At 65.5% G+C, this 25708-nt stretch carries 21 protein-coding genes; 11 read left to right on the forward strand and 10 right to left on the reverse strand.

Annotated elements, in window-relative coordinates; genetic code table 11:
- The first annotated feature begins 69 nt into the window (after window positions 1-69).
- The 3 genes from msuE (at window position 70) to CBW66_RS06395 (ending at window position 2748) form a co-directional block, all read left to right on the forward strand.
- Entirely contained in the window at window positions 70-651 is a 582-nt protein-coding gene (msuE, locus tag CBW66_RS06385) for an FMN reductase (protein WP_086137366.1), read from the forward strand.
- Window positions 652-717: 66 nt separating this feature from the next.
- Window positions 718-1695: a DUF1852 domain-containing protein gene (locus CBW66_RS06390; RefSeq protein ID WP_086137367.1), complete on the forward strand. Its 978-nt coding sequence runs from the start codon at window positions 718-720 to the stop codon at window positions 1693-1695.
- A gap of 27 nt (window positions 1696-1722) precedes the next feature.
- A complete protein-coding gene (locus CBW66_RS06395; RefSeq protein ID WP_086137368.1) occupies window positions 1723-2748 on the forward strand; it encodes a methionine synthase in 1026 nt (341 codons plus the stop codon).
- An 89-nt stretch (window positions 2749-2837) separates the two neighbouring features.
- Here CBW66_RS06395 and CBW66_RS06400 read toward each other — a convergent pair whose 3' ends face one another.
- From CBW66_RS06400 to CBW66_RS06415, 4 genes are read right to left on the reverse strand one after another with little or no spacing between them, the layout of a single operon-like run.
- Complete coding sequence (locus CBW66_RS06400; protein WP_139841588.1) at window positions 2838-5546, reverse strand: bpX6 domain-containing protein; 2709 nt, start codon at window positions 5544-5546, stop codon at window positions 2838-2840.
- On the reverse strand, window positions 5536-7347 hold the full coding sequence (locus CBW66_RS06405) for a hypothetical protein (RefSeq protein ID WP_086137370.1): 1812 nt from the start codon (window positions 7345-7347) through the stop codon (window positions 5536-5538). Before CBW66_RS06405 ends, CBW66_RS06400 begins: the two co-directional genes overlap by 11 nt.
- On the reverse strand, window positions 7344-7763 hold the full coding sequence (locus CBW66_RS06410) for a hypothetical protein (RefSeq protein WP_086137371.1): 420 nt from the start codon (window positions 7761-7763) through the stop codon (window positions 7344-7346). The genes CBW66_RS06405 and CBW66_RS06410 overlap by 4 nt, the downstream gene beginning before the upstream one ends.
- The gene (locus tag CBW66_RS06415; protein ID WP_086137372.1) at window positions 7763-8884 is read right to left on the reverse strand and encodes an AAA family ATPase; all 1122 of its coding nucleotides are present in this window, start codon (window positions 8882-8884) and stop codon (window positions 7763-7765) included. Before CBW66_RS06415 ends, CBW66_RS06410 begins: the two co-directional genes overlap by 1 nt.
- 379 nt (window positions 8885-9263) lie before the next feature.
- On the opposite strand from CBW66_RS06415, the gene CBW66_RS06420 reads away from it, so the two are divergent.
- Window positions 9264-11735: a DUF3772 domain-containing protein gene (locus CBW66_RS06420; protein ID WP_230492183.1), complete on the forward strand. Its 2472-nt coding sequence runs from the start codon at window positions 9264-9266 to the stop codon at window positions 11733-11735.
- 11 nt (window positions 11736-11746) lie between these two features.
- Here the strand turns inward: CBW66_RS06420 and CBW66_RS06425 are convergent, their stop codons facing one another.
- Window positions 11747-12235: a DUF2938 domain-containing protein gene (locus CBW66_RS06425; RefSeq protein ID WP_086137373.1), complete on the reverse strand. Its 489-nt coding sequence runs from the start codon at window positions 12233-12235 to the stop codon at window positions 11747-11749.
- Window positions 12236-12297: 62 nt separating this feature from the next.
- Between CBW66_RS06425 and CBW66_RS06430 the strand changes: the two genes are divergently transcribed.
- The 4 genes from CBW66_RS06430 to CBW66_RS06445 all read left to right on the forward strand — a co-directional run bounded on the left by CBW66_RS06430 (window position 12298) and on the right by CBW66_RS06445 (window position 16317).
- Window positions 12298-12942: a metalloregulator ArsR/SmtB family transcription factor gene (locus tag CBW66_RS06430; RefSeq protein ID WP_086137374.1), complete on the forward strand. Its 645-nt coding sequence runs from the start codon at window positions 12298-12300 to the stop codon at window positions 12940-12942.
- Entirely contained in the window at window positions 12939-13454 is a 516-nt protein-coding gene (locus CBW66_RS06435) for a ClbS/DfsB family four-helix bundle protein (RefSeq protein WP_276206272.1), read from the forward strand. Before CBW66_RS06430 ends, CBW66_RS06435 begins: the two co-directional genes overlap by 4 nt.
- 95 nt (window positions 13455-13549) lie before the next feature.
- Window positions 13550-15265 (forward strand): NAD+ synthase, encoded by a 1716-nt coding sequence (locus CBW66_RS06440; protein WP_086137375.1) that lies wholly within the window; start codon window positions 13550-13552, stop codon window positions 15263-15265.
- Window positions 15262-16317: a bifunctional nicotinamide-nucleotide adenylyltransferase/Nudix hydroxylase gene (locus tag CBW66_RS06445; RefSeq protein ID WP_086137376.1), complete on the forward strand. Its 1056-nt coding sequence runs from the start codon at window positions 15262-15264 to the stop codon at window positions 16315-16317. Before CBW66_RS06440 ends, CBW66_RS06445 begins: the two co-directional genes overlap by 4 nt.
- A 22-nt stretch (window positions 16318-16339) precedes the next feature.
- On the opposite strand, the gene CBW66_RS06450 is transcribed toward CBW66_RS06445, so the two are convergent.
- Together CBW66_RS06450 and CBW66_RS06455 are read right to left on the reverse strand one after the other, a co-directional pair.
- Entirely contained in the window at window positions 16340-17170 is an 831-nt protein-coding gene (locus CBW66_RS06450) for a hypothetical protein (RefSeq protein WP_139841589.1), read from the reverse strand.
- 115 nt (window positions 17171-17285) lie between these two features.
- The gene (locus CBW66_RS06455) at window positions 17286-18188 is read right to left on the reverse strand and encodes a LysR family transcriptional regulator (RefSeq protein WP_086137378.1); all 903 of its coding nucleotides are present in this window, start codon (window positions 18186-18188) and stop codon (window positions 17286-17288) included.
- Window positions 18189-18311: 123 nt separating this feature from the next.
- Between CBW66_RS06455 and CBW66_RS06460 the strand changes: the two genes are divergently transcribed.
- The 3 genes from CBW66_RS06460 (at window position 18312) to CBW66_RS06470 (ending at window position 20598) form a co-directional block, all read left to right on the forward strand.
- Entirely contained in the window at window positions 18312-19733 is a 1422-nt protein-coding gene (locus CBW66_RS06460; RefSeq protein WP_086137379.1) for an MFS transporter, read from the forward strand.
- Complete coding sequence (locus CBW66_RS06465) at window positions 19730-20140, forward strand: hypothetical protein (protein WP_086137380.1); 411 nt, start codon at window positions 19730-19732, stop codon at window positions 20138-20140. The genes CBW66_RS06460 and CBW66_RS06465 overlap by 4 nt, the downstream gene beginning before the upstream one ends.
- Window positions 20141-20253: 113 nt before the next feature.
- A complete protein-coding gene (locus tag CBW66_RS06470; protein ID WP_086137381.1) occupies window positions 20254-20598 on the forward strand; it encodes a hypothetical protein in 345 nt (114 codons plus the stop codon).
- Window positions 20599-20623: 25 nt separating this feature from the next.
- Here CBW66_RS06470 and CBW66_RS06475 read toward each other — a convergent pair whose 3' ends face one another.
- From CBW66_RS06475 to CBW66_RS06485, 3 genes are read right to left on the reverse strand one after another with little or no spacing between them, the layout of a single operon-like run.
- Window positions 20624-21199 (reverse strand): DUF1349 domain-containing protein, encoded by a 576-nt coding sequence (locus CBW66_RS06475; RefSeq protein WP_086137382.1) that lies wholly within the window; start codon window positions 21197-21199, stop codon window positions 20624-20626.
- A 25-nt stretch (window positions 21200-21224) separates the two neighbouring features.
- Entirely contained in the window at window positions 21225-22613 is a 1389-nt protein-coding gene (locus tag CBW66_RS06480) for an efflux transporter outer membrane subunit (RefSeq protein ID WP_086137383.1), read from the reverse strand.
- Window positions 22610-25702: a MexW/MexI family multidrug efflux RND transporter permease subunit gene (locus CBW66_RS06485; protein WP_086137384.1), complete on the reverse strand. Its 3093-nt coding sequence runs from the start codon at window positions 25700-25702 to the stop codon at window positions 22610-22612. The genes CBW66_RS06480 and CBW66_RS06485 overlap by 4 nt, the downstream gene beginning before the upstream one ends.
- Window positions 25703-25708 lie beyond the last annotated feature (6 nt).

The raw sequence follows: 25708 nt of genomic DNA on the forward strand, positions 1-25708 counted from the left end.
CCCGCTATCATCCACTTCCCTGTTGCCGGCATTGATCGGCCCTCGCGCATTACTCCTATGAAAGCAACCATGACACGTCCCCTGCGTATAGTCGCCGTTTCCGGCGGGCTGCAACGCCCTTCCAAGGCGGCAGCCCTGGCCGAGCACCTGATGGACCTGATCGCCGACGAAGTGCTGTGCGAACAACGCCTGGTTGAACTGGGTCAGCTCGCGCCGCAGCTGGCCGGGGCCGTCTGGCGCTCGCAGCTGCCCGAGCCGGTGGAGCGGGAACTTGCGGCGGTCGAGCAAGCGGACATCGTGGTGGTGGCGACACCGGTCTACCGCGGCGCGTACACGGGACTGTTCAAGCATTTCTTCGACTTCATTCATCAGGACGCCTTGATCGACAAGCCCGTCCTGCTGGCGGCCACCGGCGGCAGCGAGCGCCATGCGCTGATGATCGATCACCAGTTGCGCCCGCTCTTCAGCTTTTTCCAGGCACGCACCTTGCCGCTGGGCGTCTACGCGACCGACAAGGATTTCCTCGACTACCGTCTGCAGGACGCGGCGCTGATCGAGCGCGCGTCGCTGGCGGTGCAGCGGGCATTGCCCTTGATCGCATTGACGCGCCATGCGAGCTCGGCCACGGCGCAAGAGCTGGCCGCAGCCTGATACGCATCACCGCCGTCACCATTCAACACATTCATCTTTTCGCAGAAATCAGGACAGCAGACCGCCATGAGCAACGATTTTGTATTCAGCATCAAGAGCATTGTTTTCGATGAAAACTATCACCCATCAGACAATACCCGCCTGACGACCAACTTTGCCAATCTGGCCAGGGGAAAGCGCCGCCAGGAGAACTTGCGCAACACCCTCAAAATGATCGACAGCCGCTTCAACAGCCTGGCGCATTGGGACAACCCGAACGCGGACCGCTACTCTGTCGAGCTCGAAATCATTTCCGTCGAGTTGAATATCGATGTCAAAGGCGGCAACATCCCGCTGATCGAGATATTGAAGCCGAATATCATCGATAAAAAAACCGGACAACGCATCGATGGGATTGCGGGGAATAACTTCTCCTCTTACGTGCGCGATTACGACTTCAGCGTGCTGCTGCCAGAGCACAACAACAATCGATCCGCTTTCAGTGCACCAGATGATTTCGGCGATTTCCATGGCAAGCTGTTCAAGCACTTTGTCAGATCCGATGCTTATCAAGAGCGTTTCAGCAAGCCGCCGGTCATCTGCCTCAGTGCATCGAGCAGCAAGACCTATCAGCGCACGGAAAACCAGCACCCCATCCTGGGCGTCGAGTATCAGCAAAACGAGTTTTCCTCGACGGATGCCTATTTCGAGAAAATGGGCATGCAGGTGCGCTATTTCATGCCGCCAAACAGTGCCGCGCCGCTGGCGTTTTATTTTATCGGCGACCTGCTGGCCGACTACAGCAATCTGGAGCTGATCGCCACCATCAGCACGATGGAAACATTTCAAAAGATTTACCGGCCCGAAATTTACAACGCCAATGCCGCGGCGGGGAAATGCTATCAGCCCAGCCTGAAGAATCAGGATTATTCATTGACGCAAATTGTCTATGACCGGGAAGAGCGCAGCCAGCTGGCAGTCAAGCAGGGCAAATATACGGAAGAGCACTTCATCAAGCCATACAAGCATGTGCTTGAACAATGGGCTTCGAATTACGTTCGCTGATCAATCAAAATACACGACATCACCATCATGAAAAAATTATTGCCTACTTCAACCGCCGGCAGCTTGCCCAAACCTTCCTGGCTGGCGCAGCCTGAAAAACTCTGGTCGCCGTGGAAATTACAGGACGAGGAGTTAATCGAGGGCAAACAAGATGCCTTGCGTTTGTCGCTGCAGGAACAGCAGCAGGCCGGCATCGATATCGTCAGCGATGGCGAGCAGACCCGCCAGCATTTCGTCACCACGTTTATCGAGCATCTGAGCGGCGTCGATTTTGACAAACGCGAGACCGTCCGAATCCGTGACCGCTACGACGCGAGCGTGCCGACCGTCGTGGGCGCCGTGAGCCGCCCCAAGCCGGTGTTTGTCGACGACGCCAAATTTTTACGTCAGCAGACCACGCAGCCGATCAAATGGGCGCTGCCAGGTCCGATGACGATGATCGATACGCTGTATGACAGCCATTATAAAAGCCGCGAAAAACTGGCCTGGGAATTCGCCAAGATCCTCAATCAGGAAGCGAGGGAACTGGAGGCGGCCGGCGTCGACATCATTCAGTTTGACGAACCCGCCTTCAATGTGTTCTTCGATGAAGTCAATGACTGGGGCATCGCCACCCTGGAGCGGGCGATCGAAGGACTCCAATGCGAAACGGCCGTGCATATTTGCTATGGCTATGGCATCAAGGCCAATACGGACTGGAAAAATACGCTGGGGTCCGAGTGGCGTCAATATGAAGAATCGTTCCCCAAGCTGCAGCAATCGAATATCGACATCATCTCGCTGGAATGCCACAACTCGCGCGTGCCCATCGACCTGATTGAACTCATACGCGGCAAAAAAGTGATGGTCGGCGCCATCGACGTGGCATCCAATACCATTGAAACGCCGGAAGAAGTCGCCAACACCCTGCGCCAGGCGCTGCGCTTTGTCGATGCCGACAAGCTCTATCCTTCCACCAACTGCGGCATGGCACCTTTGTCGCGTCAGGTAGCACGCGGCAAGTTGAATGCGCTCAGCGCCGGCGCGCACATCATCCGACGGGAGCTTTCCTAGCAGGCGGCTGATATGCCGTCCCGGTGCGTCGACCGGGGCGGCGTGCCTGGCAACTTGTCCGTATGTGCGACGATTACCCCGCCACGCACCTACGCGAGCGTCAAGGTATGCACCTGGCTGCTTTCGCAGTCGATATCGACCAGTCGGCCAGCAGCGTCGAATAGCAGCAGGTGATCGTCATTGACATGCACGCGTGCCGCCTGGCACTCGTCGAGCCGCAATTGCGCTAAGGTGGCGCCCGTCTTGCCATCGGCCACCAGGCATTCCAGGGTAGTGCCGTCGTCGGGATAGCTGCGCAGCAGCAGCAACCCTGCGGTCTGGCTCAGCTCGGGAGCGGAGCGAATGACGCGCAATGTCAGCGTGATCGGCGCGGTGGCGCCGCCGTGATGCACTTGCAGAGATATCGCTCCTTCTTCGCGCATGGCACGCACCAGGGTTGGCGCGTCGCGCATGCCATGCGGCAGCAACGCCAGCACGTCATCGCTTGGCGGCGGGAAGCTGTCGCGCTGCAGCAGGCGCCGCGCGGGCAATGCATAGCGCCATTGCTGGAGGTCGTTTGCCGACGCCAGCAGCAAGGTTTGCGAGCCGCGTTCTTCCTGGAAGGCGATCACCTGCCCTGGCAAGTCGGCCACTTGCCAGCTCACGGCCAGCTGGTCCTTGCTGGTGTCGATGGCGACGAGGCAGTTGCCGATCACCGCGTTCCACACCAGGCCGTCATAGTTGTCGGCCCAGAAGCGCAGCGGTTCGATGATCCAGTCCGATACCTTGCGCGCGATCAGGTCGAGGCGGCTGACGCGCCACAGGCTGTCGCGCTGCACCAGCGCCAGCGCACGCTGTCCGCCGGCCGCCATCACCAGCCGCGTCGCCGGTACAGAAAATTGCGCCAGTTGCCGGCCGTGCCGGTCGATGCGCACCATGCCGCCCTCGCCCAGCGCCAGAAGGTAATGGCCGTCCGGCAGGCGGCGCGCATCATGGATGGTCAGCAAACCGCGTTCGGCCAGGTGCACGCGCAAGGGTTCGTAGCGCTTGCTCAGCGCATGGGACTGCTCCATCTGCGGCACTGTCAGTGCTGGCAGGTCGGCTTGCAGGACGGTGTCCTGGGACAGTGCCAGCAGCTTGCTCAGTGATTTCTTGTCGACATCGATACGTGTGGCCATGCGGTCGGCCAGCAGGGGGCGCAGGAGCGCCGCCGCCACGCGCCGGGTGGCCGGCGAATGCGGCGACAGCGCCAGCAATTCCGTGGCCAGACGCCTGCGTTGCTGCGCGCCGTCGTCGCTGTCGTCGTCAAGCAGCTGCAGCACGGCCGCTTCGCTGTCGGCCAGGCTGGCGGGCAGCAAGGCCATCTTTTTGAGGAGCGCCCGCATGCCCAGCGCGCCGCCCGTGCGTTCGCCTTCCAGCAGCCATGCCAGCGCCTTGTCGCGCTGATCCGGCAATGGCCAGATGGCTTCCGCCGCTTCGCTCAGCTGGCCGCGCCAGGCCAGATCCTCGGCCCACAGCAGGCGCATCGCCGCTGCTTGCGGGCTCTGGCGCCGTTCCAGCAGCTGGACCGCCGCAGCGAATGCCTGGCCGAGCCGGGCCAGCTTCACCGCGCGTTCGACGTCGCCCGCCATGCACCACAGGCGCACGGCGACTTCCGGCGCCAGTTCCATGGTTTCCGCCAGTTGTGCCGCTTGCTTGATGCGGCCCTTTTTCTCCAGGTAGTCGACCGCCTCGTCACCGCATTTGAGCAGTTCCGCCAGCACGTAGGTGGCTTCGTCGATCCTGCCTTGACGATCGAGCCGCTCGAAGGTGGCGCGGTAAGTACTGCGCAAGTACTGCTCCAGCTCGCCGCCGATGCTGATGGAGGTGCCGGCCTGGCCGGGGCCGGAGATTTCCAGGCTGGTGCGCGGACGCGGCGTGCCGAAGGCGGGACGGCGCGCTGGCGACAGGCTGTCGAGCGGGATCGCATGGCGCAGCGCTTCCTGCACGTCGCCCTGGTCCAGCAGAGCCATCATCTTGCGCAGATAGGCGGCCTGTTGCCAGCCGATCACCTTCGAGGCGCGCGTCATGATCGCCAGCCGGGCCGCCAGTGCGGCCAGGCGCTGCTGCAGCGCCGATGGCGGTGCCTGTTGCCGGCCGTCTTTCGCTTGTTCGGCGGCGGCCTGCTTGCCGCCGCCGAACAGCTTGATCAAGCCCAGCGGTATGGCACCCAGCACGGTGGCCGCCACGCCTGCCACCGCCAGCGCGATACCGGCGCCGCGCCGCGCAGCGTTGCCGCCGTGCTGCGCCTTGTCCATCTGGCGCAGGAACGCTTCGCGTTTGGCACTGGGCGCTGCCAGTGCGCCGGCGAAAATGTCGCGCACGGGCAAGGTTTCCAGCAGGGCCGTGCCGGTGGCAGTGACCGCGACTGGCGGCGGCCGCAGCGGTGCATGCAGGGCAATCGCGCCCAGGTCGAGCCACGCGGCCGGATCGATACGCGGCGCCGCCGCAAGGCTGATCAATTGCGCCTGTGCCGCGCGGACCAGCCAGATGCCGGACGGGGGCGTGGCCGCCCGTTCGTCCGCCGCCAGCGGCGCGCTGCTGAGGATACCGTCCTGTTCGCACAGCGGCAGGCCGTCCAGCGCGGCGCACTGGCCGTAGCGCGGCGTCGCCAGCAACAGCAGGAATCCCTCGTGCACCGCGTGCAGGCGCGCGCCCGGCGCCCAGTGCCGCAGCACGCGGCGGCGCGCCTCGGCCTCGCCCAGCAGGGCCAAGTCGAACCACAGCGCATGCACCAGCTGCATGCCATCATGCAGGGGGCGGCGTACTTTATGACTCATCAATGTCTCGATCGCAGGAAATTTGCAGCAGCGGCTGCTCGCCATCGATATGGCGCACGACGAGGGTACTGCTCTTGGCCGTGATCCAGGCGATGCGCGCGCTGGCCGGGTCCATGCTGGCTTGCTGTATCGGTTCTGGCGAGGTCGCCAGTTCGTAGCGCTGCGCGCCGACCCGCAATTCGATGCGGCGGCGGCCCGGATGCAGCACCACCAGGCCGGGATGGGGGTTTTTCTGGCTGATGGCCACGCCCAGTATGCTGGCCTTGTCGTCGATGTCCATCAGCTCGCCCTTGGCGTGACTGCCGACCCACCAGCGGCTCGTGCCGGTGTTGATCGCCAGCAGGTTGCCGCTGTGGCCGGCATGCTCGCCTGTCAAGGCGCCATGCAGCAGCCTGCTGCCTTGTTGCGCGATCCGTTGCATCTTGTGCGGGGTGGCATTCTGGCGGTGCCAGTGATACAGCTGCACGCCATCGCCATCGGCACAGGCGATATACAGCGAGTCGCCCAGCTGATCCGCACCGATCACGTCATCGAGCACCAGGCGGAAGGACACCGTGGAGGCTTCCTTGTGCGATGCCGCCGGGGCGGCCTGCCAGCAGACCAGCCGTCTTTTGGTATCGAGCACAACGATGTGTCCGTGGCGCTGGACGGTGTGGTGCGCCAGCAGATAGAACATTTGCAGCCATCGCCCCATGCCGGGTGGTGCGTGGAATTGTTCGCGCGGCGGCCGGTCGCACACGACCGGTTTGCTGGAAAACAGCGGTCCGGGAAAGTTGTGAAAAGCCAGCGTCCCGCCGGCCGAAGTGATACAGGACAGCGCCGGCTTGAAGACGCCTGCGGCAAGGATGGCGCCATGCTTCGGCGCGGCGATGACGCGCGGCTTGCCCTGCTTGGCGGACGCCGATGGCGGCACCTGATAGACGACCGCACCGCCATGGAGTTGCGGCACGCAGACAAGGTGGCCGCCACTGGCGAAGCGCGGCGCCTGTGCGCGGGATGGCATGTGGCCCCGATGGTGGATCACGCCCGCTGGCGCGCGCGGCGCAAACGGTTTTCGCAGCAAGCGCACGCCTGTCGGCGCGTCGGGCAGTTCCAGCTGCAGCGTACGGTAGTCATGCCGCTGCCGCAGGCTGACATTCAGGTGGTTGCCGCCGAGTGCGCGGCGGATCGCCACCCGTTCGCGGGCCTGCCAGGGGCCCTCGCCGGCAACGCCGATCAGCCAGCAGTCGGCCAGGTCGTTGCCAAGCCTGGTTTGCCACTGCGCGCTCACGTCAGCGGGTGCTGCGAGCAGGGTGCGCGACTGGATCAGCCTGCGCATCGCTTCCAGCCCGGTGTCTTCGTGCACCACCCCCGGCCGCTGCCAGATGCCCCAGATGAACTGGGCGCCAGCCTGTTGTGCGCGGCGCGCCAGCAAAATGAACAACGCCAGGTGCGCCAGACGCGGCTCGCCCAGCTGCGATGATCCCGCGTCGAACAGCTCCACGCTGCGCAGCGAGCGCTGGTGCACCGCCGGTTCGGGGCCGTTGAACAGCAGCTCGCCGCCGGCGGCGCGGCGCAGGAATTCGTCCGGCTCGGCGTCGGCATATACCCACTGCGTCATCAGGAGGCGCTCGTAATGGCCGCGCCGCACGATATTGCCGATGCCGGCCGGTTCGGCGCCGCGCTGCAAGGTGGCGGTACTGAGTTTGCCGACCAGCGGATGCAGGCGCAGCAGCAGCGCGCCGACGGCGGGCGCCAGGTCGGGCGGAAACAGCGTGAGCCACGGCGCCCACGGCTCAAGTGCGGTCGGCAGCGAGTTCATGCCAGCTCCCCGGCCAGCCAGTCCAGCAGGGACGGCGTCAGCGCCTGTGCCGCGGCCAGCGGCAGCAGCAGTTCCGGCGCGTGCCACAGCAGTACCGGGCTGCTGCCGGCGCGCGCGAGCAGATTGGTTTGCACCAGGTCGACCGGCAGCGCCGGTTCCAGATGCGTGGGCGTCCATAGATTGGGGGCCTGCGGATGCGGAGCGCAGTAGCGCGCGCCGTCGACCCATGGCAGCGCATCGTTCGCGCCCAGCAGCACCAGCAGGTCGCGCGTCGCCACCGCCGACAAGGCCGACAAGGCCGGCAACGGCTTGCCGGTGCGCATGCGCGCCAGCAGCGCGGTGGCCAGCGCGGCGGGCACGACCATGCCAGCCGGCGCCAGCGCCGTGGCGCGCGCTTGCCATGCCATTGCCTGCATCAGGCGTTGCTCGCCACGGCGACCAGCTGCTGGCGGCGCTGCAGCAGTGGCTCCGGCAGTTGCGCGGCATCGAAATTGGCATCGATTTCGCGCAGCAGCGCCTCGATGCGCGGGCGGGCATCGGCGGCGCCCGTGTTCGCCAGCAGCAGGTCGGCGCTTTCGGCCAGGCGCGCCAGGCGCGCCATCGGCTGCTGCGCCGCTTGTTCGACCACGGCGTGCAACAGCGGATGGCTGGCGTCGGCCAGCAGCTCGCGCAGGATTTCGCGCGCACTGCGCTGGCCTGCGGCCGTCGGTATCACGTACAGCAGCGGCCACAGGTCGGCGCGCGTGGCGGCCGTGCGGCCGGCCAGCACGGCCGCCGCGGCGATCAGCTGCTGCGCCTTGACGATGCGCCGGTCCGACAGCTGGACCTGGGCCTGGCGCAGCAGGCGGATCGCCTGCGCCAGCGCCAGCCGCACGCCCTCCATGTCGACGTGCGGCACCGCCAGGTTCAGCACGTCAAGAGTGGACAGGTCGAGCATGGCCGCCACCTGGTGCTGGCCGGCTGCCCAGCCGCCTGCCAGCAGATCCTCCAGGCGGTTGTCGGGCACCGGCTCGACGAACACGTGTAGCAGGAAGCGGTCGGCGAACGCCGCCAGGCCCTCATCCTCGGGGAGCGCGTTGGCGGCGCCGACACAGACCCGCAGCGGGCACTCTATGCGCGTATGGCCGCGGCGGAACTGGCGTTCGTTCAGCAGTCCCAGCAAGGTATTGAGGATGGCGGTCGAGCCAAGGAACACTTCGTCGAGGAAGGCGACTTCCGCTTCGGGCAGCATGCCGGCGATATCTGTTTCCACTTGACCCACGCGCAGCTTGCTCAGGTTGACGGGGCCGAACAGCTCGGATGGCTCCGTGAAACGGCCCAGCAGATATTCGAAATACTGTCCGCCCAGGCTCTGCGCCACGCGGCGTACCACCGCACTCTTCGCCGTGCCGGGGGGACCAATCACCAGCAAATGTTCCCTTGCCACGGCCGCCAGGATCATCAGTTCGGCCAGTTGTTCGCGATCGACCAGGCCCGCGGTGGCCTCGCGAATGGCGGCGCGTAAATGTTGCGCGGCTTGATTTACTGGCAATGTCATGGGTGCTCTGGTCTCTCTGCAGAATAATTTAACAATTTAATATTTTAGCAATAATTGAATATATTGTCTTGAGGAAATTTCTGTTATCAAGCGCCGTGGCCACTGCCGTCCCGCCGGGCGCTGCCTGCGCGCGACAGGGACGCTGGCGTGTTTGCGCGGACGGCGGCCGCGGATGGCTTGCAAACCGGCGCCGGTTTCTGCTTGCCGCACGAAAATATCCGTCATCCATCGCAGGAGTGCGCTAGTCTGTCATTGTTTGCCGTACAGTTAAGCAACTCCCGTACTTCCCGTCGTTCCCGCCGTGTGCCGGCATTGCACCGCCGCGCCCGCCGCTACGATGGCGTCTGGATACCACCGTCTCACCTGGCCCTAGGACTGCATGATTTCTTTTCGTACCCCCCTTCCCCGCGCCGCGCGCCCGCACTGGCGCGGCTGGCTTCTGCCGCTGCTCTTGAGCCTGCTGCTGGCCTGTTCCTTGTCCCCCTCCTCCGCCTGGTCGCAACCGGTCGACGATGCGGCCACGGCCGACCAGCGCCTCGATGGCTTGCGCAAGCAAATTACCACCATCCAGAAGGCGCTCGATGGCGAGGCGGAACTCGATGACGCGACCCTGTCGCAGATGCGCGCCGATGCGCTGGCGGCCAGCGCCGAGGCCGACAAGGTGGCCGATGCGCTCGTGCCCACGCTATCGAGCGTGCAGGCGCGGCTTGCCGAGCTGGGCAAGCCGGCGGCGGGCACGAAAGACGCCCCCGACGTGGCGGCCCAGCGCAGCCAGCTGGACCGCACCAGCAGCGCGCTCGATGCGCAGGTGAAATTGGCGCGCTTGCTGGCTGTGGAAGCGACGCAGGCGTCGGAGCAAGTGTCGACGGTGCGCCGCGCGCAGTTGCAGGCGCGCCTGGGTGAACGCACGGCATCGATACTGGCCGCTTCGTTCTGGAAGCAACTGCATGCGGAATTGCCGCAGAATCTGCAGCGCCTGCGGGCGCTGGAGCTGGAATTGACGAACGCGGCAAGCGCCACGCCGTGGTCGGCCTGGGGTGGCTTGCTGGCCAGCATCGTGGCCGTGTTCGGCGTCAGCGTCTGGGCTTCGCGCTATCTGCTGGTGATCACGGCCACGCGCGTGCCGCATGGCCGTTTGCGCCGTTCGCTGCATGCGCTGGCCGTGCTGGTGCTGGCGGCGGCCACGCCGGGCCTGGTGGCCGAATTGCTGGCCATGGGGCTGCGCTGGGATGGCGGTCTGTCCGAAAAAACCTCGACTTTCCTCAGCAGCTTGATCGGCATCATCTGTTTTGCCGGCTTTACGGCAGGGCTCGGCCACGCGCTGCTGTCGCCACGCCGTGTATCGTGGCGCTTGCTGCCCCTGCCCGATGCGCTGGCGCACCGCATGCGCAACTTTCCCTCGATGTTTTCCTTCATCGTCGTGCTCGTATGGGCCACGGAACGGGTCACCATCGTCATCAATGCGGGCCTGTCGACGGCCGTGGCCGTCAACTGCATCGTCGCCCTGGTGATGAGCACGACCATCGCCTACGGCCTGATGCGCGCCGAACGTTGCTGGCGCCAGTTGCGCGAGGCCGATCCCACCACCCTGGTCACGCCGCTGTGGCTGCGCTGCGTCACGGTGCTGCTGTGGCTGGCGCTGGCATCCAGCGTCATCAGCTTGCTGGTTGGCTATGTGGCATTCGGCAGCTTTATTGCCAAGCAAATCGCCTGGGTCATCGTGGTGCTGTGCAGCACCTATCTGCTGACGGTGCTGGTCGACGATATCTGCATGCTGCTGGCCTCGACCCCGCCGCCGCCGGACGCCGCCCATCCTGTGCTGGCCACGCCCAAGGCGCGCGACCAGGCGGCCGTGCTGTTGTCGGGCATCGGCCGCGCCATTGTCGTGCTGCTGGCCCTGATGCTGCTGCTGGCGCCGTTCGGCGAAGGCCCGGGCGAGCTGTTCCAGCGCGTGGGCAAGCTGCAGGATGGCCTGGCCATCGGCGAGGTGGCGATCCGCCCGGCCGCCATGATCCAGGCGCTGCTGGTGCTGGTCGTCGGCTTTATCGCGCTGGGCCTGTTCAAGCGCTGGCTGCAAAACAGTTATTTGCCAACCACCAATCTCGATACCGGCATGCAAGTATCGTTCATCACCCTGTTCGGCTACATCGGCGGCGTGCTGGCCGTGGCGCTGGCCCTGTCGGCGGCCGGCATCGGCCTGGAACGCGTCGCATGGGTGGCGTCGGCCTTGTCGGTGGGTATTGGTTTCGGCTTGCAGGCGGTGGTGCAGAACTTCGTTTCCGGCTTGATCCTGCTGGCCGAGCGCCCTGTGAAAGTGGGCGACTGGGTCTCGCTCGGCGGCGTGGAGGGCGATATCCGCCGCATCAATGTGCGCGCCACGGAAATCCAATTGGGCGACCGTTCCACGGTGATCGTGCCGAACTCGGAATTCATCACCAAGACGGTGCGCAATGTCACGCTGGCCAATCCGCTGGGCCTGGTGCAAGTCAAGCTGCCGCTGCCGCTGGGCACGGATGCGCAGGCGGCGCGCGCGCTGATCCTGTCCGCCTTTGTCGACAATCCCGACGTGCTTGACACGCCGGCGCCCAGCGTGCAGCTGGACGGCATCGACAATGGCTTGTTGCTGTTTAACGCCACCGGCTATGCCTCGTCGCCGCGCCTGACGTCGGGCATCCGCAGTGCCCTGCTGTTCGAGCTGCTCAAGCGCCTGGCCGACGCGCAGATCGCGATCGCCAAGCCCAGCACGATGGTGCTGAGCACCTTGCCGGCGCAGCCCGAGGCGCCGGTCATGTCGGCCGTGGCGCCGGCCCCCACGGCTGCACCGACGCCTGTGCCGCCGTTGACGAGCTAGTTAGCAGCAAGTCAGCGGATAGTCGACCATAGCAGCGCCGCCAGGTACAGGCCGATGCCGAAAACCAGGTGCGCCATCAGGCTGCGCAGGCGGGCGGCGCTCGGGTGCGGCGTCTTGCTGGCGGCCAGGCCGGCGCCCATGCCCGGCTGCAAGATGCAGAACGGCGCCGCCACACTCAGCACACCGGCCAGCAGGGCCGGCGCGAAGGTCGGCGCCTGCACCCACTCCTGACCTGCCAGCGCCAGCAGCACGGCCGCGAACAGCACGCCGATCGCATAGTGCGCCGTCCAGCCCAGCACGGCTTCATCGCGCACGGGCGCCGCCTGGCCGATGGCCGTGTGGCGTAACGTGCCGCGCGGCAGATGGCCGAGCCAGCGCCCCACCATCGTGTAATTGAGCGAGGGGATGCACCAGAAGCGCTTCAAGGCCACGGCCCACACATCCATCACCGCCGTGGCGCCCACGCCGATGGCCAGCGCGTCAACCCATAGTGCTTGCATGGTCTCTCCTATTTTCATTCAAGTAATTGCTTGAATGTTATAAGGGTGCTAGCATCGTGTCAATGAAAACCGCTGATATCGATCTCCTCACCGGCCCCGCCGAGTTTGCCCAAATTTTAGGCAGTGCGCCCCGCTTGCGCCTGCTCGGACAGATCGCGCACGGCGAGCATGCGGTGGAGCAATTGGTCGAGTTGACGGGCTTGTCCGTAGCCAACACCTCGCAGCATTTGCAACAGTTGCGGCGCGCCGGTTTCGTGCAGGCGCGGCGCGACGGCAAGCGCGTGCTGTACCGGCTCGGCAACGGCCCTGTGATGCAGTTGCTCGCTGCGCTGGACGTGTATGCGCAGCACCAGCGCAGCGAGTTGCAGGCGCTGGGCCGGGGCGACCATGTGGAAGCGATCACGGGCGACGAGCTGCGGGAACGCATGCAGGAAGCCAGCATCACCGTGCTCGACGTGCGGCCCGCGCAGGAATTTGCCGCCGGCCATTTGCCCGGCGCGCTGAATATTCCTCTGGAAGATTTGCAGCGCCGCCTGGCCGAACTGCCCGCGAACGCGGAGATCGCCGCCTACTGCCGCGGCCCGTATTGCGTGCTGTCCGTGCAAGCCGTGGCGGCCCTGCGCCAGCACGGTTTGCAGGCGCGCCGTTTGGGCAGCGGCTACGACGACTGGCAGGCGGCCGGCTTGCCTGTCGTGAAGGCGGCATGATGGCGATCCCCAACAGCAAGCAGGAACTCATTGCCGCCATCAACAGCACGTATGCGAAACTGGCGCAGGAGCTGGCGCGCGTGCCGCCGGCCTTGGCGCGCGATCCTGTGCTGGAGGGGCAAGTGAAAGGCACGCGCATGAGCGTGTGCGATCTGCTCGCCTACCTGGTGGGCTGGAACGAGCTGGTCTTGCACTGGCACGCCCAGCTGCGCGACGGCAAGCGTATGGACGAGATCGCCTTTCCCGCTGAAGGTTTCACGTGGAACGCTCTGGGAAAACTGGCGCAGCGCTTCTATGCCGACTATGCTGAACTGGGCATGGACGACTTGCTGCAGCGCCTGGAGCAGGCGAAAAACCAGCTGCTGGCGCTGGTCGACGCGCATGACGACGCGCAATTGTATGGCCGGCCCTGGTACACGCATTACACGATGGGGCGCATGATCCAGTTCAATACGGCGTCGCCGTATGCGAATGCGCACATGCGCTTGCGGGCCTGGCGCAAGACCTTGTAGCGCCGCGACCGGCAGGCTTGCACGATTGCATCAGTACCTTCAGAAACGTTTTCAGGCAGGATAGTGGTTTCAAGCATAACCAATGAAGGATCGCCATGCTGACCATCGCCCTCGCCCAGATGAATCCCACCGTGGGCGACTTCGACGCCAATGTCGCCGCCATTACCGCGCGCATGGCCCGCGCCAGCGAGGATGGCGCCGACCTGCTCGTCTGCCCCGAACTGTCGCTGTGCGCGTACTACCCGGGCGACCTGTTCGAAGATGCCGCCTTCCTGCGCGGCTTGCAGCAGGCGCTCGACACCCTGCTGCAAGCGTCCACGCGCTGGCCGGCGCTGGTCACCGTCATCGGCACGGCGCGGCCCAACCCCGGCGTCGGCAAGCCCCTTTATAACGCCCTGCTGGCGATCCGCGACGGGCATATCGTCGCCGAGTACTACAAGCAGCTGCTGCCGACCTACGGCATCTTCGACGAGGGCCGGCATTTCGAGCCGGGCCCGCCCGGCGCCTGCACGCTGACGATTGCCGGCTGCAAGGTCGGTTTCATGATTTGCGAGGATGGCTGGAACGACGATGGCCGTGCCTACGCCATCAACCCTTTTGAAACCTTGCACGCGGCGCGGCCCGATCTCATCGTCAGCATCAATGCCAGCCCGTCCGATATCGGCAAGCGCGCGCAGCGCCACGCCGTGTTTGGCGCCGCCTGCCAGCGCGTGCACCTGCCCCTGCTGTTCGTCAACCAGGTGGGCGGCCAGGATCAGCTCGTGTTCGACGGCGCCTCATTCGCCATCTCGCCGGGCGACGGCGTGCAATTCGAGGCGGCCCGCTTCGTCGAGGATTTCCCATTGCTGCGCTTTGCCGATGGGCGTTTTACCCGTACCGATGGTGCGGCGTTTCCCGTGCCGGACCCGGACGGCATCCCCGCCGTCGAATTTGCGCGGCGCCAGATCGTGCTCGGCTTGCGCGACTACGCGCGCCGCTGCCGCTTTACGCAAGTCGTCGTCGGCTGCTCGGGCGGCATCGATTCGGCGCTGACCCTGGCCCTGGCCGTCGAGGCGCTCGGTGCCGACAATGTCGTGGCCATCACCATGCCGTCCGTCTTTTCCAGCGCCGGCTCCGTCACCGACTCCGTCGCCCTGTGCGCCAATCTCGGCATCGCGCTGCACACGCATGCCATCCGCGACATCGTGGTGCAGTATGAAACCGGCTACGCGGCCGCCTTCGATGGCAGGCTGCAGGGACTGCCGCTGGAAAACCTGCAGGCGCGGGTGCGCGGCACCATCCTGATGGAATACTCGAATGCGTTCGGCGCCCTGCTGCTCACCACCGGCAACAAGAGCGAAATCTCGGTGGGCTACTGCACCTTGTACGGCGACACGAATGGGGGACTGGGCTTGATTGGCGACCTGTATAAAACCGAGGTGTTCGCCCTGTCGCGCCACCTCAACGCCAGCGCCGGACGCGAACTGATTCCTGTGGCCGTGCTGGAGAAACCCCCGTCGGCGGAACTGGCGCCGGGCCAGCGCGACACCGACAGCTTGCCGCCGTATCCCGTGCTCGATGAAATCCTCAAATGGCATATCGAAGGACGGCGTTTGCCGGCGGCCGAAAGCGCGCAAGCCTTGAGTCTGGTCGACCAGCTGCGCGAGACGGACGAGGGGCGCGCGCTCGTGACGCGCATCCTCGGCATGGTCGCCCGCAACGAGTATAAACGGCGCCAGGCGGCACCCATCATCCGCGTGCGTTCGCGCGCCTTTGGCAGCGGGCGTCAATTGCCGATCGCCGCCCACTACCCCACCGGAGACGACGCATGACCTTATCCTATTCCGCCGACGCGGCCATCCTGATCGGCCGTTTCCAGCCTTTTCATAACGGCCATGCGGGCTTGCTGCAGAAGGCGCTGACGACGGCCGCGCAAGTGGTGGTGGTGCTCGGTTCCGCCTTCCATGCGCGCAGTCCTAAAAACCCGTTTACGTGGCAGGAGCGGGCCGCCATGATCGCCGCCACCCTGCCCGAAGCGCAGCGTGCGCGCGTGCATTACGTGGCCGTGCGCGATTACTACGACGATGGACTGTGGGCCGACGCCGTGCGGCGCGCCGTGGCGGGCGCCGTGCCTGCGGCGCAGCGCATCGCCCTGGTGGCCTGCTTCAAGGACGCCACCAGTTATTATCTGCACCACTTTCCGCACTGGCAGTTACTCAATCTGGAGATCGACCCTGGCGCACCGATCGGCGCGACGGCCATCCGCAACGTGCTGTTCGAAGCGGAAGACGTCGATGTGTCGCTGAGCGCCGTGGCGCAGCTGCTGCCGGCGGCCATCGGCCAGTATCTGAAAGCGTGGACCTTGCTGCCGTGGTACGCGCCGCTGGTGCAGGAATACCGCGCCATCGAGGCCTACAAGGCGCGCTGGAAAGTGGCGCCGTATGCGCCCATCTTCACGACCGTCGATGCGCTGGTGCAGACGGGCGGCCACGTGCTGCTCGTGCGCCGCGGCGGCTATCCGGGCAAGGGCCTGTGGGCCTTGCCGGGCGGCTTCCTGGAGCCGCGCGAACGGCTGCTGCAGGGCGCGCTGCGCGAACTGGCGGAAGAAACCCAGCTGGGCGTGCTGGCGCCCACCCTCGTCGAGGCGCTGGTGGGCGTGGCCGTGTTCGACCATCCGGACCGCAGCCAGCGCGGGCGCACCATCACGCATGCGCATTACTTTGACCTGAAGACGCGCCAGCTGCCGGCCGTGACGGCGGCCGACGATGCGGCGCTGGCGCAGTGGGTGCCCGTGGCCTCGCTGTCGGCCATGGAAGAGCAATTCTTCGAAGACCACTTCCACATCCTGAACCACTTCCTCAAGCTCACGCACGAGGGGCGCTGAGGGGCGCAAACCCCTCAGCGCGTCAGGACGTCACGCGTTCCCAGCCATGCTTGATGGCCGCCTTGAAGTTGTCCCACGCCGACTGGGGATATGTGTGCTCCCACGTGGAACGCAGGTCCGCTTCCACCTCGTCCCATGGGCGGCCCCGGTAGCTGTCGCTGTTGGCCATGGAATGGCCATAGCGGTAGGCGGGATCGTAGTCGTCGAAGCGCGCCCCGGTGGCGACATAGGTGGCGCTCCAGTGGCTGCGGTAGTACTGCTCGTCGTCGTAGCTGGTGCCGGGCAGGTTGTCGGCGCCCGGATAGCGGCGCACGTTGGCGCCCGCGCTGGACGGCGGCGGCGATGCCATGTCGCTGGCAAACTGCTGCGACCCTGGCGCCTCGTTCATATTGTCGGCGGACGTGCCCTGCCGCGATGGCGCACCGTACTGCATGCTGGCACCCTGGCGCCTCGCGCTGTCGTCTTGCGGCGCGCCTTGCCAGCCGCCTGCGCGCCAGTGCTCGGCGTGCGCATCGATGTCGAGCGGCGCGTAGCGCTCGACGAGGTCGGTGGCGCGCTGGATATCGGCATCGCTCGCTCCTTCCAGGGTCAGCACGACATGGCCGCGCCGCACGGCTTCCGCATAGATGTGGCGGTCGGCGTGGCTGCCGAACAGGTCGGTAAAGAAATGCTTGATGTTGTCGAGCAGGCTGTCGCTGTCGTCGCGGCGGATATTTTCCGTGGCGGAAAATTCGTCGCTGCCCGCATCGTGCAGGCGGATGTTGGCGCTGGGAAAGCCCGCCGTGATCAGGTCGTGCCGGGCGCGCTCGGCCATGTCGCGCAGGGCGAAAACTGCTGCCAATGTATGTGCCATGATGGTCTCCATTCGATGAACAACGTCCTTCCAGTGTAGGCCGTGCAAACCGAAAGCGGCGCCCGTTTGCCCCTTGGAAATTGTTGTGTTGATCAAATGTTGGGGAAGTGAAATCTCAGTCAGGCGCGCCCACAAACGCGCGCAAAAAGTCGATAAAGGCGCGCACCTTTTCCGCAATATGCTGAGTGTTCGGATACACGGCATACACGCCCTGCTGCGGGAAGACGACGTCGGGGAGCAGGCGGCGCAGGCGTCCCGCGCGCACCTCGCCTTCCACCAGCCACTGCGGCAGCAGGGCCACGCCGCAGCCGCCCAGGGCAAAGCCCAGCAGGGCCGAGGCGGAGTCGGAATGGATGGCGGCATCGTCCTGCACGGCAAAGGCGGCGGGGCCGTCTTGTGTCTGCACGTCCCAGCGCAAAGGCGTGCTGAGCCGGCTGTGCGCCAGCCAGCGCGCGCGCTGCAGTTCGTCCAGGGAGGCGATGCCTTTGGCCGGCAGGCTGGCCAGATACGCGGGCGAGGCAACGGGCCAGATCGCGTACGGCTCGATCAGCGCGGCGCGGTAGCTCGAATCGTTGAGGGAACCCATGCGGATGGCCAGGTCATAGCGGCCCGAGATCAGATCTTCATGCGACGACGACGACGAATGCTGGATCTGCAGTTGCGGATGGGCGGCGGCAAAGGCGATCAGCGCGGGGATCACCGTGCGGCTGCCGTATTCGACGGTGGTGGTCAGGCGCAAGGTGCCGCGCAAGCCTTGCTGGCCCTGGCGTGCCGTCTCAATGGCGCCGTGCACTTCACTCAGCACGCGCTGGCAATCCTCGTAAAAGCGCCGCCCCACGTCCGTCAGCGCCAGGCTGCGCGTACTGCGCGTGAGCAGCGACACGCCCAGTTCCGCCTCCAGCTGTTTCAAATTAAAACTGACGACGGCCTTGCTTTGGCCCAGCACGGCGGCGGCGGCCGTCAGCGAACCGGCGTCGACGATGGCGATAAAAATACCCAGGCGGTCAAGACTGATCATAGATAAGAAGAAAGATGCGGCTTGCAGGGTTTTGTCAAAATAGGTTTGACAGTGTAGTCGGGGCTGGCCCGTTACGCAAATGGCGACGGACGCTTAAGCTGGCCGTTTGCCATTCGGAGCACCATGGACTATCGCAAAAAGGTCGCGGCCATCTATCTGCTGGGGTTTTTCGTCGACCTGATCAACATGTTCATCACCAGCGTTGCCTATCCCGACATCGGCCATGCCTTGCATGCGTCGGTGGCGCAGCTGGCGTGGATCAGCACCGCTTACATCCTCGGCCTGACCATCGTCATTCCCGCCAGCGCCTGGCTGGCTGCCTGTTATGGCAGCAAAACTGTGTTCATGGCATCGTTGCTCACCTTTTTATGCGCCAGCATCGGCGCCGGCCTGGCGCCGTCGATCGAGGCGCTGATCGCCTGGCGCTGCGTGCAGGGCCTCGGCGGCGGCTTGCTGATCCCGCTGGGGCAAAGCATGACCTACCAGCTGTACCAGCCTGCCGAGCGCCCCGGCCTGTCCTCCGTCATCATGCTGGTGGGCTTGCTGGCGCCCGCCCTCTCGCCGGCGCTGGGCGGCGTGATCGTCGACAGCCTGTCGTGGCGGGCGATTTTTTACCTGAACGTGCCGTTCGCCGCGCTGGCGCTGCTGCTGGCCGCCTGCTGGCTGCGTGCCGATCCGCCGCGCGCGGCCGTGCCCCGTCTCGACGTGGGCGGCCTGCTGGCGGGCAGCACGGCGATTTTGCTGCTGTTGCTGGGCTTGACCATGCTCGGTACGCCGGGTGAGTTGCTGGCCGGTGCCGGCGTGCTGGCGCTGGGCGCCGCCTGCGCGTGGGGTTATGTGCGTGGCGCGCTGCGCAAGTCGACGCCGCTGCTGAACCTGCGCTTGGCCGCCGAGCCGCTGCTGCGCATTGCCATGCTGATGTATCTGCTGGTGCCGGGCGTCTTCATGGGCGTGAGCCTGCTGGCCATGCTGTACCTGCAGGGCGTGCTGGGTATGCCGGCCTCGACGGCGGGCGCCTTGATGCTGCCGTGGGCGCTGGCCTCGTTTGGCGCCATTGCGCTGACCGGCAAAAGCTACCGCCGCGTGGGGCCGCAGCCGCTGTTCATCGCCGGCGCCCTGCTGCAGGCGGCGGGCATGCTGATGCTGCTGCGGGTGGCGGCGGCCGATCAGTTGTTCTGGCTGGCCGGCGCGTATGCCGTGATGGGCTTTGGCGGCGGCTTGTGCAGCAGCACGGCGCAAAGCACGGCGTTTTTGCGCACGCCCGACGCGCAACTGAGCCAGGCCAGTGCCGTGTGGAATATCAACCGCCAGCTGGGCTTTTGCCTGGGCGTGGCGCTGCTCAGCGTACTGCTGAACGGCTTGCTGGCGGCGCAAGGCATCGCCAGCCTGGACGACCCGGCCCTGCATGCGCGCGCGGCGCAGGTGTTTCACTGGTGCTTTGCCCTGGCTGCCGCGTCGTGCGTGCTGCCTTTGGTGCTGTGCCTGCGCATCGACAACCGCGCTGTTCTCGACCTTTTACATCACCATGGAGCAAGCAAAAAATGAATGCATCTACCCCTTATTTTGACGACGTTTTATCGACGCATGTGCTGATCCGCGAATGGCTTTCCGGCGCAGCCACGGCGCCCGAACATTGCGCTGATTTGCTCGCGCGTTTCTCGCCTGATTTCACGATGGTGGCGCCCGGTGGCAAGCAGCTCGATGCTGCCGGCTTGACGGCGTTTTTCCGGAGCGCCGGCGGCAGCCGTCCGGGTTTACAGATGCGCATTTCGGATATCGTTCTGATACAGGAAAGCGCGGCCGGCGCCACCGTCGCCTACCGTGAGTTGCAGTCCATGCCCGGCGCGGAAAACACCGAGCGTCTGTCGACTGTCGTGTATGAAAAAACGCCTGCCGGCACCCTGCTGTGGCGCCATCTGCACGAGACGTGGGCGGTGCCGGCGGCCGTGTAACGGGAGCAAGAAGCGTGGCATTTTCCTACAGACAGGCAAGCCGCGCGCTGGCTGCGCAGGAGGAACTGTCGGTTCAAGATGGAGTTTTATCGACCATGGACAGGAGAAGCGCGATGAACGACAGCCCCTTGAAGCCGGCAAACCAGGCCCGCAATAGCGGCATCGACAAGACCGCTACCGCGCAAGCGGAGGGCGACGCCTACGCCAACCAGGGTGGCGGCAAGCCCGCCAGCGGCAATGTCGCCAGCGGCCACTGGGCGAACAATGTGATCACGCCGCAGGGCGCGCCCGACGCCGTGGCGCAGGAAAACCTGCCCACGCTGGGCCAGCCGGAACACCGCGACCACGTCAAGGGCGTGGCCCAGCAGCCGCACAGCGAAGCGGGCAAGCTGGCCGATGACAGGCCGGGGCGCAACGAGTCGAAAGACGTGCACCGCTCGCTCAACCAGCACGAATAAACAGCCGTGATTTTATGCTGGAAAATCAGCTTAAATCATGCAACGCTTTTTGCAGCGCGGGACCGGTGGAAAACTGTGAAAATACCACCTCCAGGCCACTCCGCTCGGGGGTGCAGCACATCGGTCCCACCAGGTAGCTCGGCGCCACGGGAAACGGCGCCAGGCGCAGCAGCGGCCATAGCTTGCCGTCAAGCGAATACTGCACCCGGATGGCGCCCTTTTCCACCGTCACGCGCAGCCAGAAACCGTCCGGCATGGCGGGCGCCAGGCTGACGGCCCAATCCGATTTGTCCGCCGTTAGTACGGTGCTCAACAACAGCTGGCCGTCGGAAAATTCGACGCCGCACTTGATCCAGTTTTCCGCATCGATGCGCACCATCATGCCGGCCTGGTCGTACAGCGCACAATACTGCGCCGCCACGTGCAGCTGCGCCGTGAAATCGCCGTCGACTTCAGTGCCGAAAAAGTGGCCGCTGTCGCGGATAAAACCATACGCCGTCTTGCGCCAGAAATCCGTGTTCGCATCCGTCGTCACGCGCAATTGCGCGCCGTCGGCGGACCAGTTTTCCGGTGGATTCAGCCAGCTGCCTTGCGTGAACATCGCCTCTCCTCCTGAGCAAAAAATGCTACATAGTGTGCCCCCATCCCAGCGCCTTGTACAGGGCGATCGCATCGATGTAGGACGCCGTTTCCGCCAGCAGCGCTTCGCGCCGGATATCGTACAAGGCGCGCTGGTTTTCCAGCACGGCCTGATAGCTGCCACCGCCGCCCGCATAGCGCGTGCTGGCGATGCCCAGGGCCGCGTTGCCATGGCGCGCCGATTCCAGCAGGGAGGCCAGGCGCGTCTGGTTTTCCGCCAGCTGCGTGACGGCGTTTTCCACGTCTTCCTGCGCGGTTAGCAGGACTTGCTCATAGCGTGCCAGGGCGCCCTGCGCCTGGGCCTGCGTGCCGCGCAAGCGTGCCTTGACGCTGCCCAGACGGAAGGCCGGATGACTGACGGAGGGCGCCACCTCGACCGCGCGCGCGCCGCCATCGAACACGCCGCTGCCGCGCAAGGCAAAGAAGCCCAGAAAGCCGCCCAGGCTCAGGCGCGGATACAGGTCGGCCGTGGCGGCTCCCACGTCTTCGCTGGAAGCGGCCAGCAGGCGCTCGGCGCGCACCACGTCGGGCCGCTGCTTGATCAGGCGGTTCACGTCGCCCAGCGGCAGCTGGCCCGCCAGCGGCGCCTGCTGCTGGGGCTTGGTGGCCAGCGCGATGGCGCCGGGCGTCTGGCCGCTCAGCACATCGAGCCGGTACTGCGCCTGGCGCAAGCCCGCCTGCAACGGCGGCAAGGCTGCCTCGCTGCGCGCCAGGTTGGCCAGCGCGTTGTGGCGTTCTTCCGGCAAGCCGCTGCCGGCGCGGATGCGCGCGTCGATCAAGGCCACCGTGTCGCGCCAGCTTTGCACCTGCGCCTGGGTCAGCGCCAGGTTTTGCTGGTAACCCAGGGCCTCGTAATAATTGCGCGCCACCTCGGCGGCGATCGTCAGCCGCACTTGCCGCAAATCGGCCTGCGCCGCATCGGCGCGCGCCTGCGCCGAACGGCTCATGTGCGCCAGGCGGCCGAACAGGTCGATCTCCCATTGCGCGTCGAAACCCACGCGCGTGCTGGCGCTGGCGGCGCGGCTATCGGGCGTATTTTGCTGCACCGTGCGCTGCCATCCGGCCTGGCCCGTGACGGCAGGCAGTTCGTCGAGCCGGCGTTCGTCGAAGACGGCGCGCGCGGCCAGCAAACTCGCCTGCGCCTGGGCGATGTCGAGGTTGTGTTCGAGCGCGCTGGCGATCAGCTGCGACAGCCGTGCATCGTCGAAAAACGTCCACCACGCGGCGTCGCTGACGGCGCCCGCGCCGGGGGCGAATTGCGCCTGCTGCGGGCTGGCCAGGCTGATGGCGGGCGTGCCCGGCGTGACGTAGGCGGGGCTGACGGCGCAGCCGGCCAGCACGGGGAAAAGGAAGGCTAGATAGCGGTAATTTTTCATACGGATTCCTTCAGCGCCTGCGACAAATCGCGCGCGCGCGGCGTGGCATGGTCGGCCGTGTGGCGGCGGGCCAGAAAGGTGTACACGGTGGGCAGCACGAACAGGGTAAAAAAGGTGCCGATCAACATGCCCGAGACGATCACGACGCCCAGGCCGAAGCGGCTGTTGGCGCCCGCGCCGGAAGCGAACAGCAGCGGCACGAGGCCTACCACCATGGCGGCCGTCGTCATCAAAATCGGGCGCAGGCGGATCTGCGCCGCCTTGCGGATGGCCGTGATGCGGTCGAGCTGTTCATGCACCTGCAATTCGTTGGCAAATTCCACCATCAGGATGCCGTGCTTGCTGATCAAGCCGATCAGGGTCACGAGGCCGATCTGCGTGTAGATGTTGACGGTGGCGTAGCCAAGCGCCAGCGGAATCAGGGCGCCGCAAATCGACAGGGGCACGGTGATCAGGATGATCAAAGGGTCCGTCAGGCTTTCGTACTGGGCCGCCAGCACCAGGTAAATCACGATCACGGCCGCCAGGAAGGCCAGCAACAGGGCATTGCCCTCCGTGGCGAACTGGCGCGCATCCGATTGCCAGTCGTAGCTGAAGCCGGGCGGCAGGGTTTTCGCCACGCCGTCGAGGAAGGCCACGGCGTCGCCCAGGGTCACGCCGGGCGCCGGCACGCCCTGGAAAGTGGCCGCGTTTTGCTGGTTGAACTGCGTCAGCATGTTCGGCTCGATCTGTTCGCTCACCGAGACGACGGCGGACAGGGGCAGCAGGCTGCCATCGTCGGCGCGCACGTACTGCTGCGTCAGGGCTTGCGCCGTGAGTCTCTGTTCGCGCGGGCTTTGCGCGATGACGTCGTAGGCGCGGCCATCCATGCCGAAGCGGTTCAGATAATTTTCGCCCACCAGCACGGCCAGCGATTCGCCGATGTCCTGCATGCGGATGCCCAGGCTGTTCGCCTTCGAGCGGTCCACGCGCACTTTCACCACGGGGTTGTTGTAATCGAGGTCGCTGTCGACGACGGCAAACAGGCCGCTTGTCCGTGCGCGCTGCTTGACATCTTCCATGGTGCGGAACAGCGTGGCGTAATCCTGCGCGCTGCGCAGCACCATCTGCACGGGCAAGCCGCCGCTCGACCCGGGCAAGGGCGCCAGCTGGAAGGCGAAGATGCTCGTGCCTTCCACGTCGCCCACGGCGTGCTGCAATTCGGCCTGGATGACGGCCGCGTTGCGCGCGCGTTCCGCCCACGGCGTCAGGTTGATGCCGCCGATGCTCGATGCAGGTCCTTCGCCGCCGTTGATGATCCAGCGCGAGTGCGTTTCGGGGATGTTTTTGTAGATGGCATCGAGTTTGTACGAAAAGCGCTCGACGTAATCGAGGTTGGCGTGCTGCGGCGCCTTGATCGCCGTCAAGACGCTGGCCTGGTCTTCCGCTGGCGCCAGTTCGCGCTGCGGCAGCAGGTACAGGAACGGCAGGCTCACCATCACCAGCGCGGCGAAACCGGCACTGAGCCAGCGGTGGTGCAGCGAGCGGTCCAGCAGGCGCGCATAGCGCGAGGTTAAACCCTCGAAGAAATGCTCGGCGGCGCGCGCCATGCGCCCTTCCGCTTGTTTCGGTTGCAGCAGCAATGAGCTCATCACGGGCGACAGGGTCAGCGCCACCACGCCCGACACCACCACGGCGCCGGCCAAAGTGAGCGCAAATTCCTTGAACAGCGCGCCCGTCAACCCCCCCATCATGCCGATCGGCGCATACACGGCCGCCAGCGTGATCGTCATGGCGATCACGGGGCCGGCCACTTCGCGCGCGCCGACCAGCGCGGCCGCCACGGGCGTCTTGCCTTCCTCGATATGCCGGTGCACGTTTTCCACCACGACGATGGCGTCGTCGACCACCAGGCCCACGGCCAGCACCATCGCCAGCAGGGTGAGCAGATTGATGCTGAAGCCGAAGGCCAGCATCAGCGCCGCCGCGCCCAGCATCGACAGCGGTATCGTCACGACGGGAATCAGCACCGAGCGCAGGGATCCCATGCACAAATAGATGACGATGACGACGATCAGCAGCGCTTCGAGCAGCGTGTGCGCCACCTCGTCGATGGACGACTGGATGAAGCGCGCCGTCTCGAACGCCAGCTCCACCTTCACGCCGGGCGGCAGGGTTTTCTGGATCTCGGGCAGCAGTTTTTTGATGCCGTCGACGATCACCAGCGGGTTGCCGCCCGGCGTGGGCGACAGGCCCAGATACACGGCCGGCACGCCATCCATGATGCCGCTCGTCTCCAGCGCGGCCGCGCCCAGTTCCACCGTGCCCACGTCTTTCAGACGCACGAGCGATGCGCTGTCATCGCCGCCCTTGCGGATGACCATGTCGCGGAATTGTTCCACGCTGGTCAGGTCCGTGTTGACGCTGATGTTGGAAACGACGAATTGTCCCTTCACCTTGCCCGGTGCCGCCTGGTAGTTATTGCGCCGCACGGCGTCGGCCACGTCGGCCGCCGTCAGGCCGCGCGCCGCCAGTTTGGCCGGGTCGATCCACAAACGCATGGCCAGCTGCTGGCCGCCATACACGTCGACTTTCGCCACGCCGTCGATGGTGGCGAACATCGGCTGCACCACGCGCGCCAGGTAGTCGGTCAGCGCGGGCGCCGAGACGCTCTCGCTGGCAAAGCCCACGTAGGCGACGGCGGAGGAATCGCCGGCCGAGCGCTCGATGACGGGGTCAAACGCGCCTTCGGGCAGCTTGTAGCGCACCTGGTTGACCTTGGCCATCACTTCCGTCAGCGCCTGCGTGGAATCGCGGTTCAATTCCATGCGCACGGTGACCGTGCTGCTGCCCTGCACCGAGGATGAGGTCAGATAATCGATGCCTTCCACCGACGACACGGCTTGCGCGATCGGCTGCGTGACAAAACCCTGCATCAGTTCCGCCGAAGCGCCCGGGTACGTGGTTTTTACGGTGATGGTGGACGATTCGAGCATCGGATATTGGCGGATCGGCAGCTGCAGGATGGCGACCACGCCCAGCATCAAAATCAGGGTACTGATCACCAGCGCCAGCACGGGGCGGCGCACAAATAGGTCGGTAAATTTCATGACGGC

This window comes from Janthinobacterium sp. GW456P (genome assembly GCF_002127655.1).
Lineage (GTDB): Bacteria > Pseudomonadota > Gammaproteobacteria > Burkholderiales > Burkholderiaceae_D > Janthinobacterium.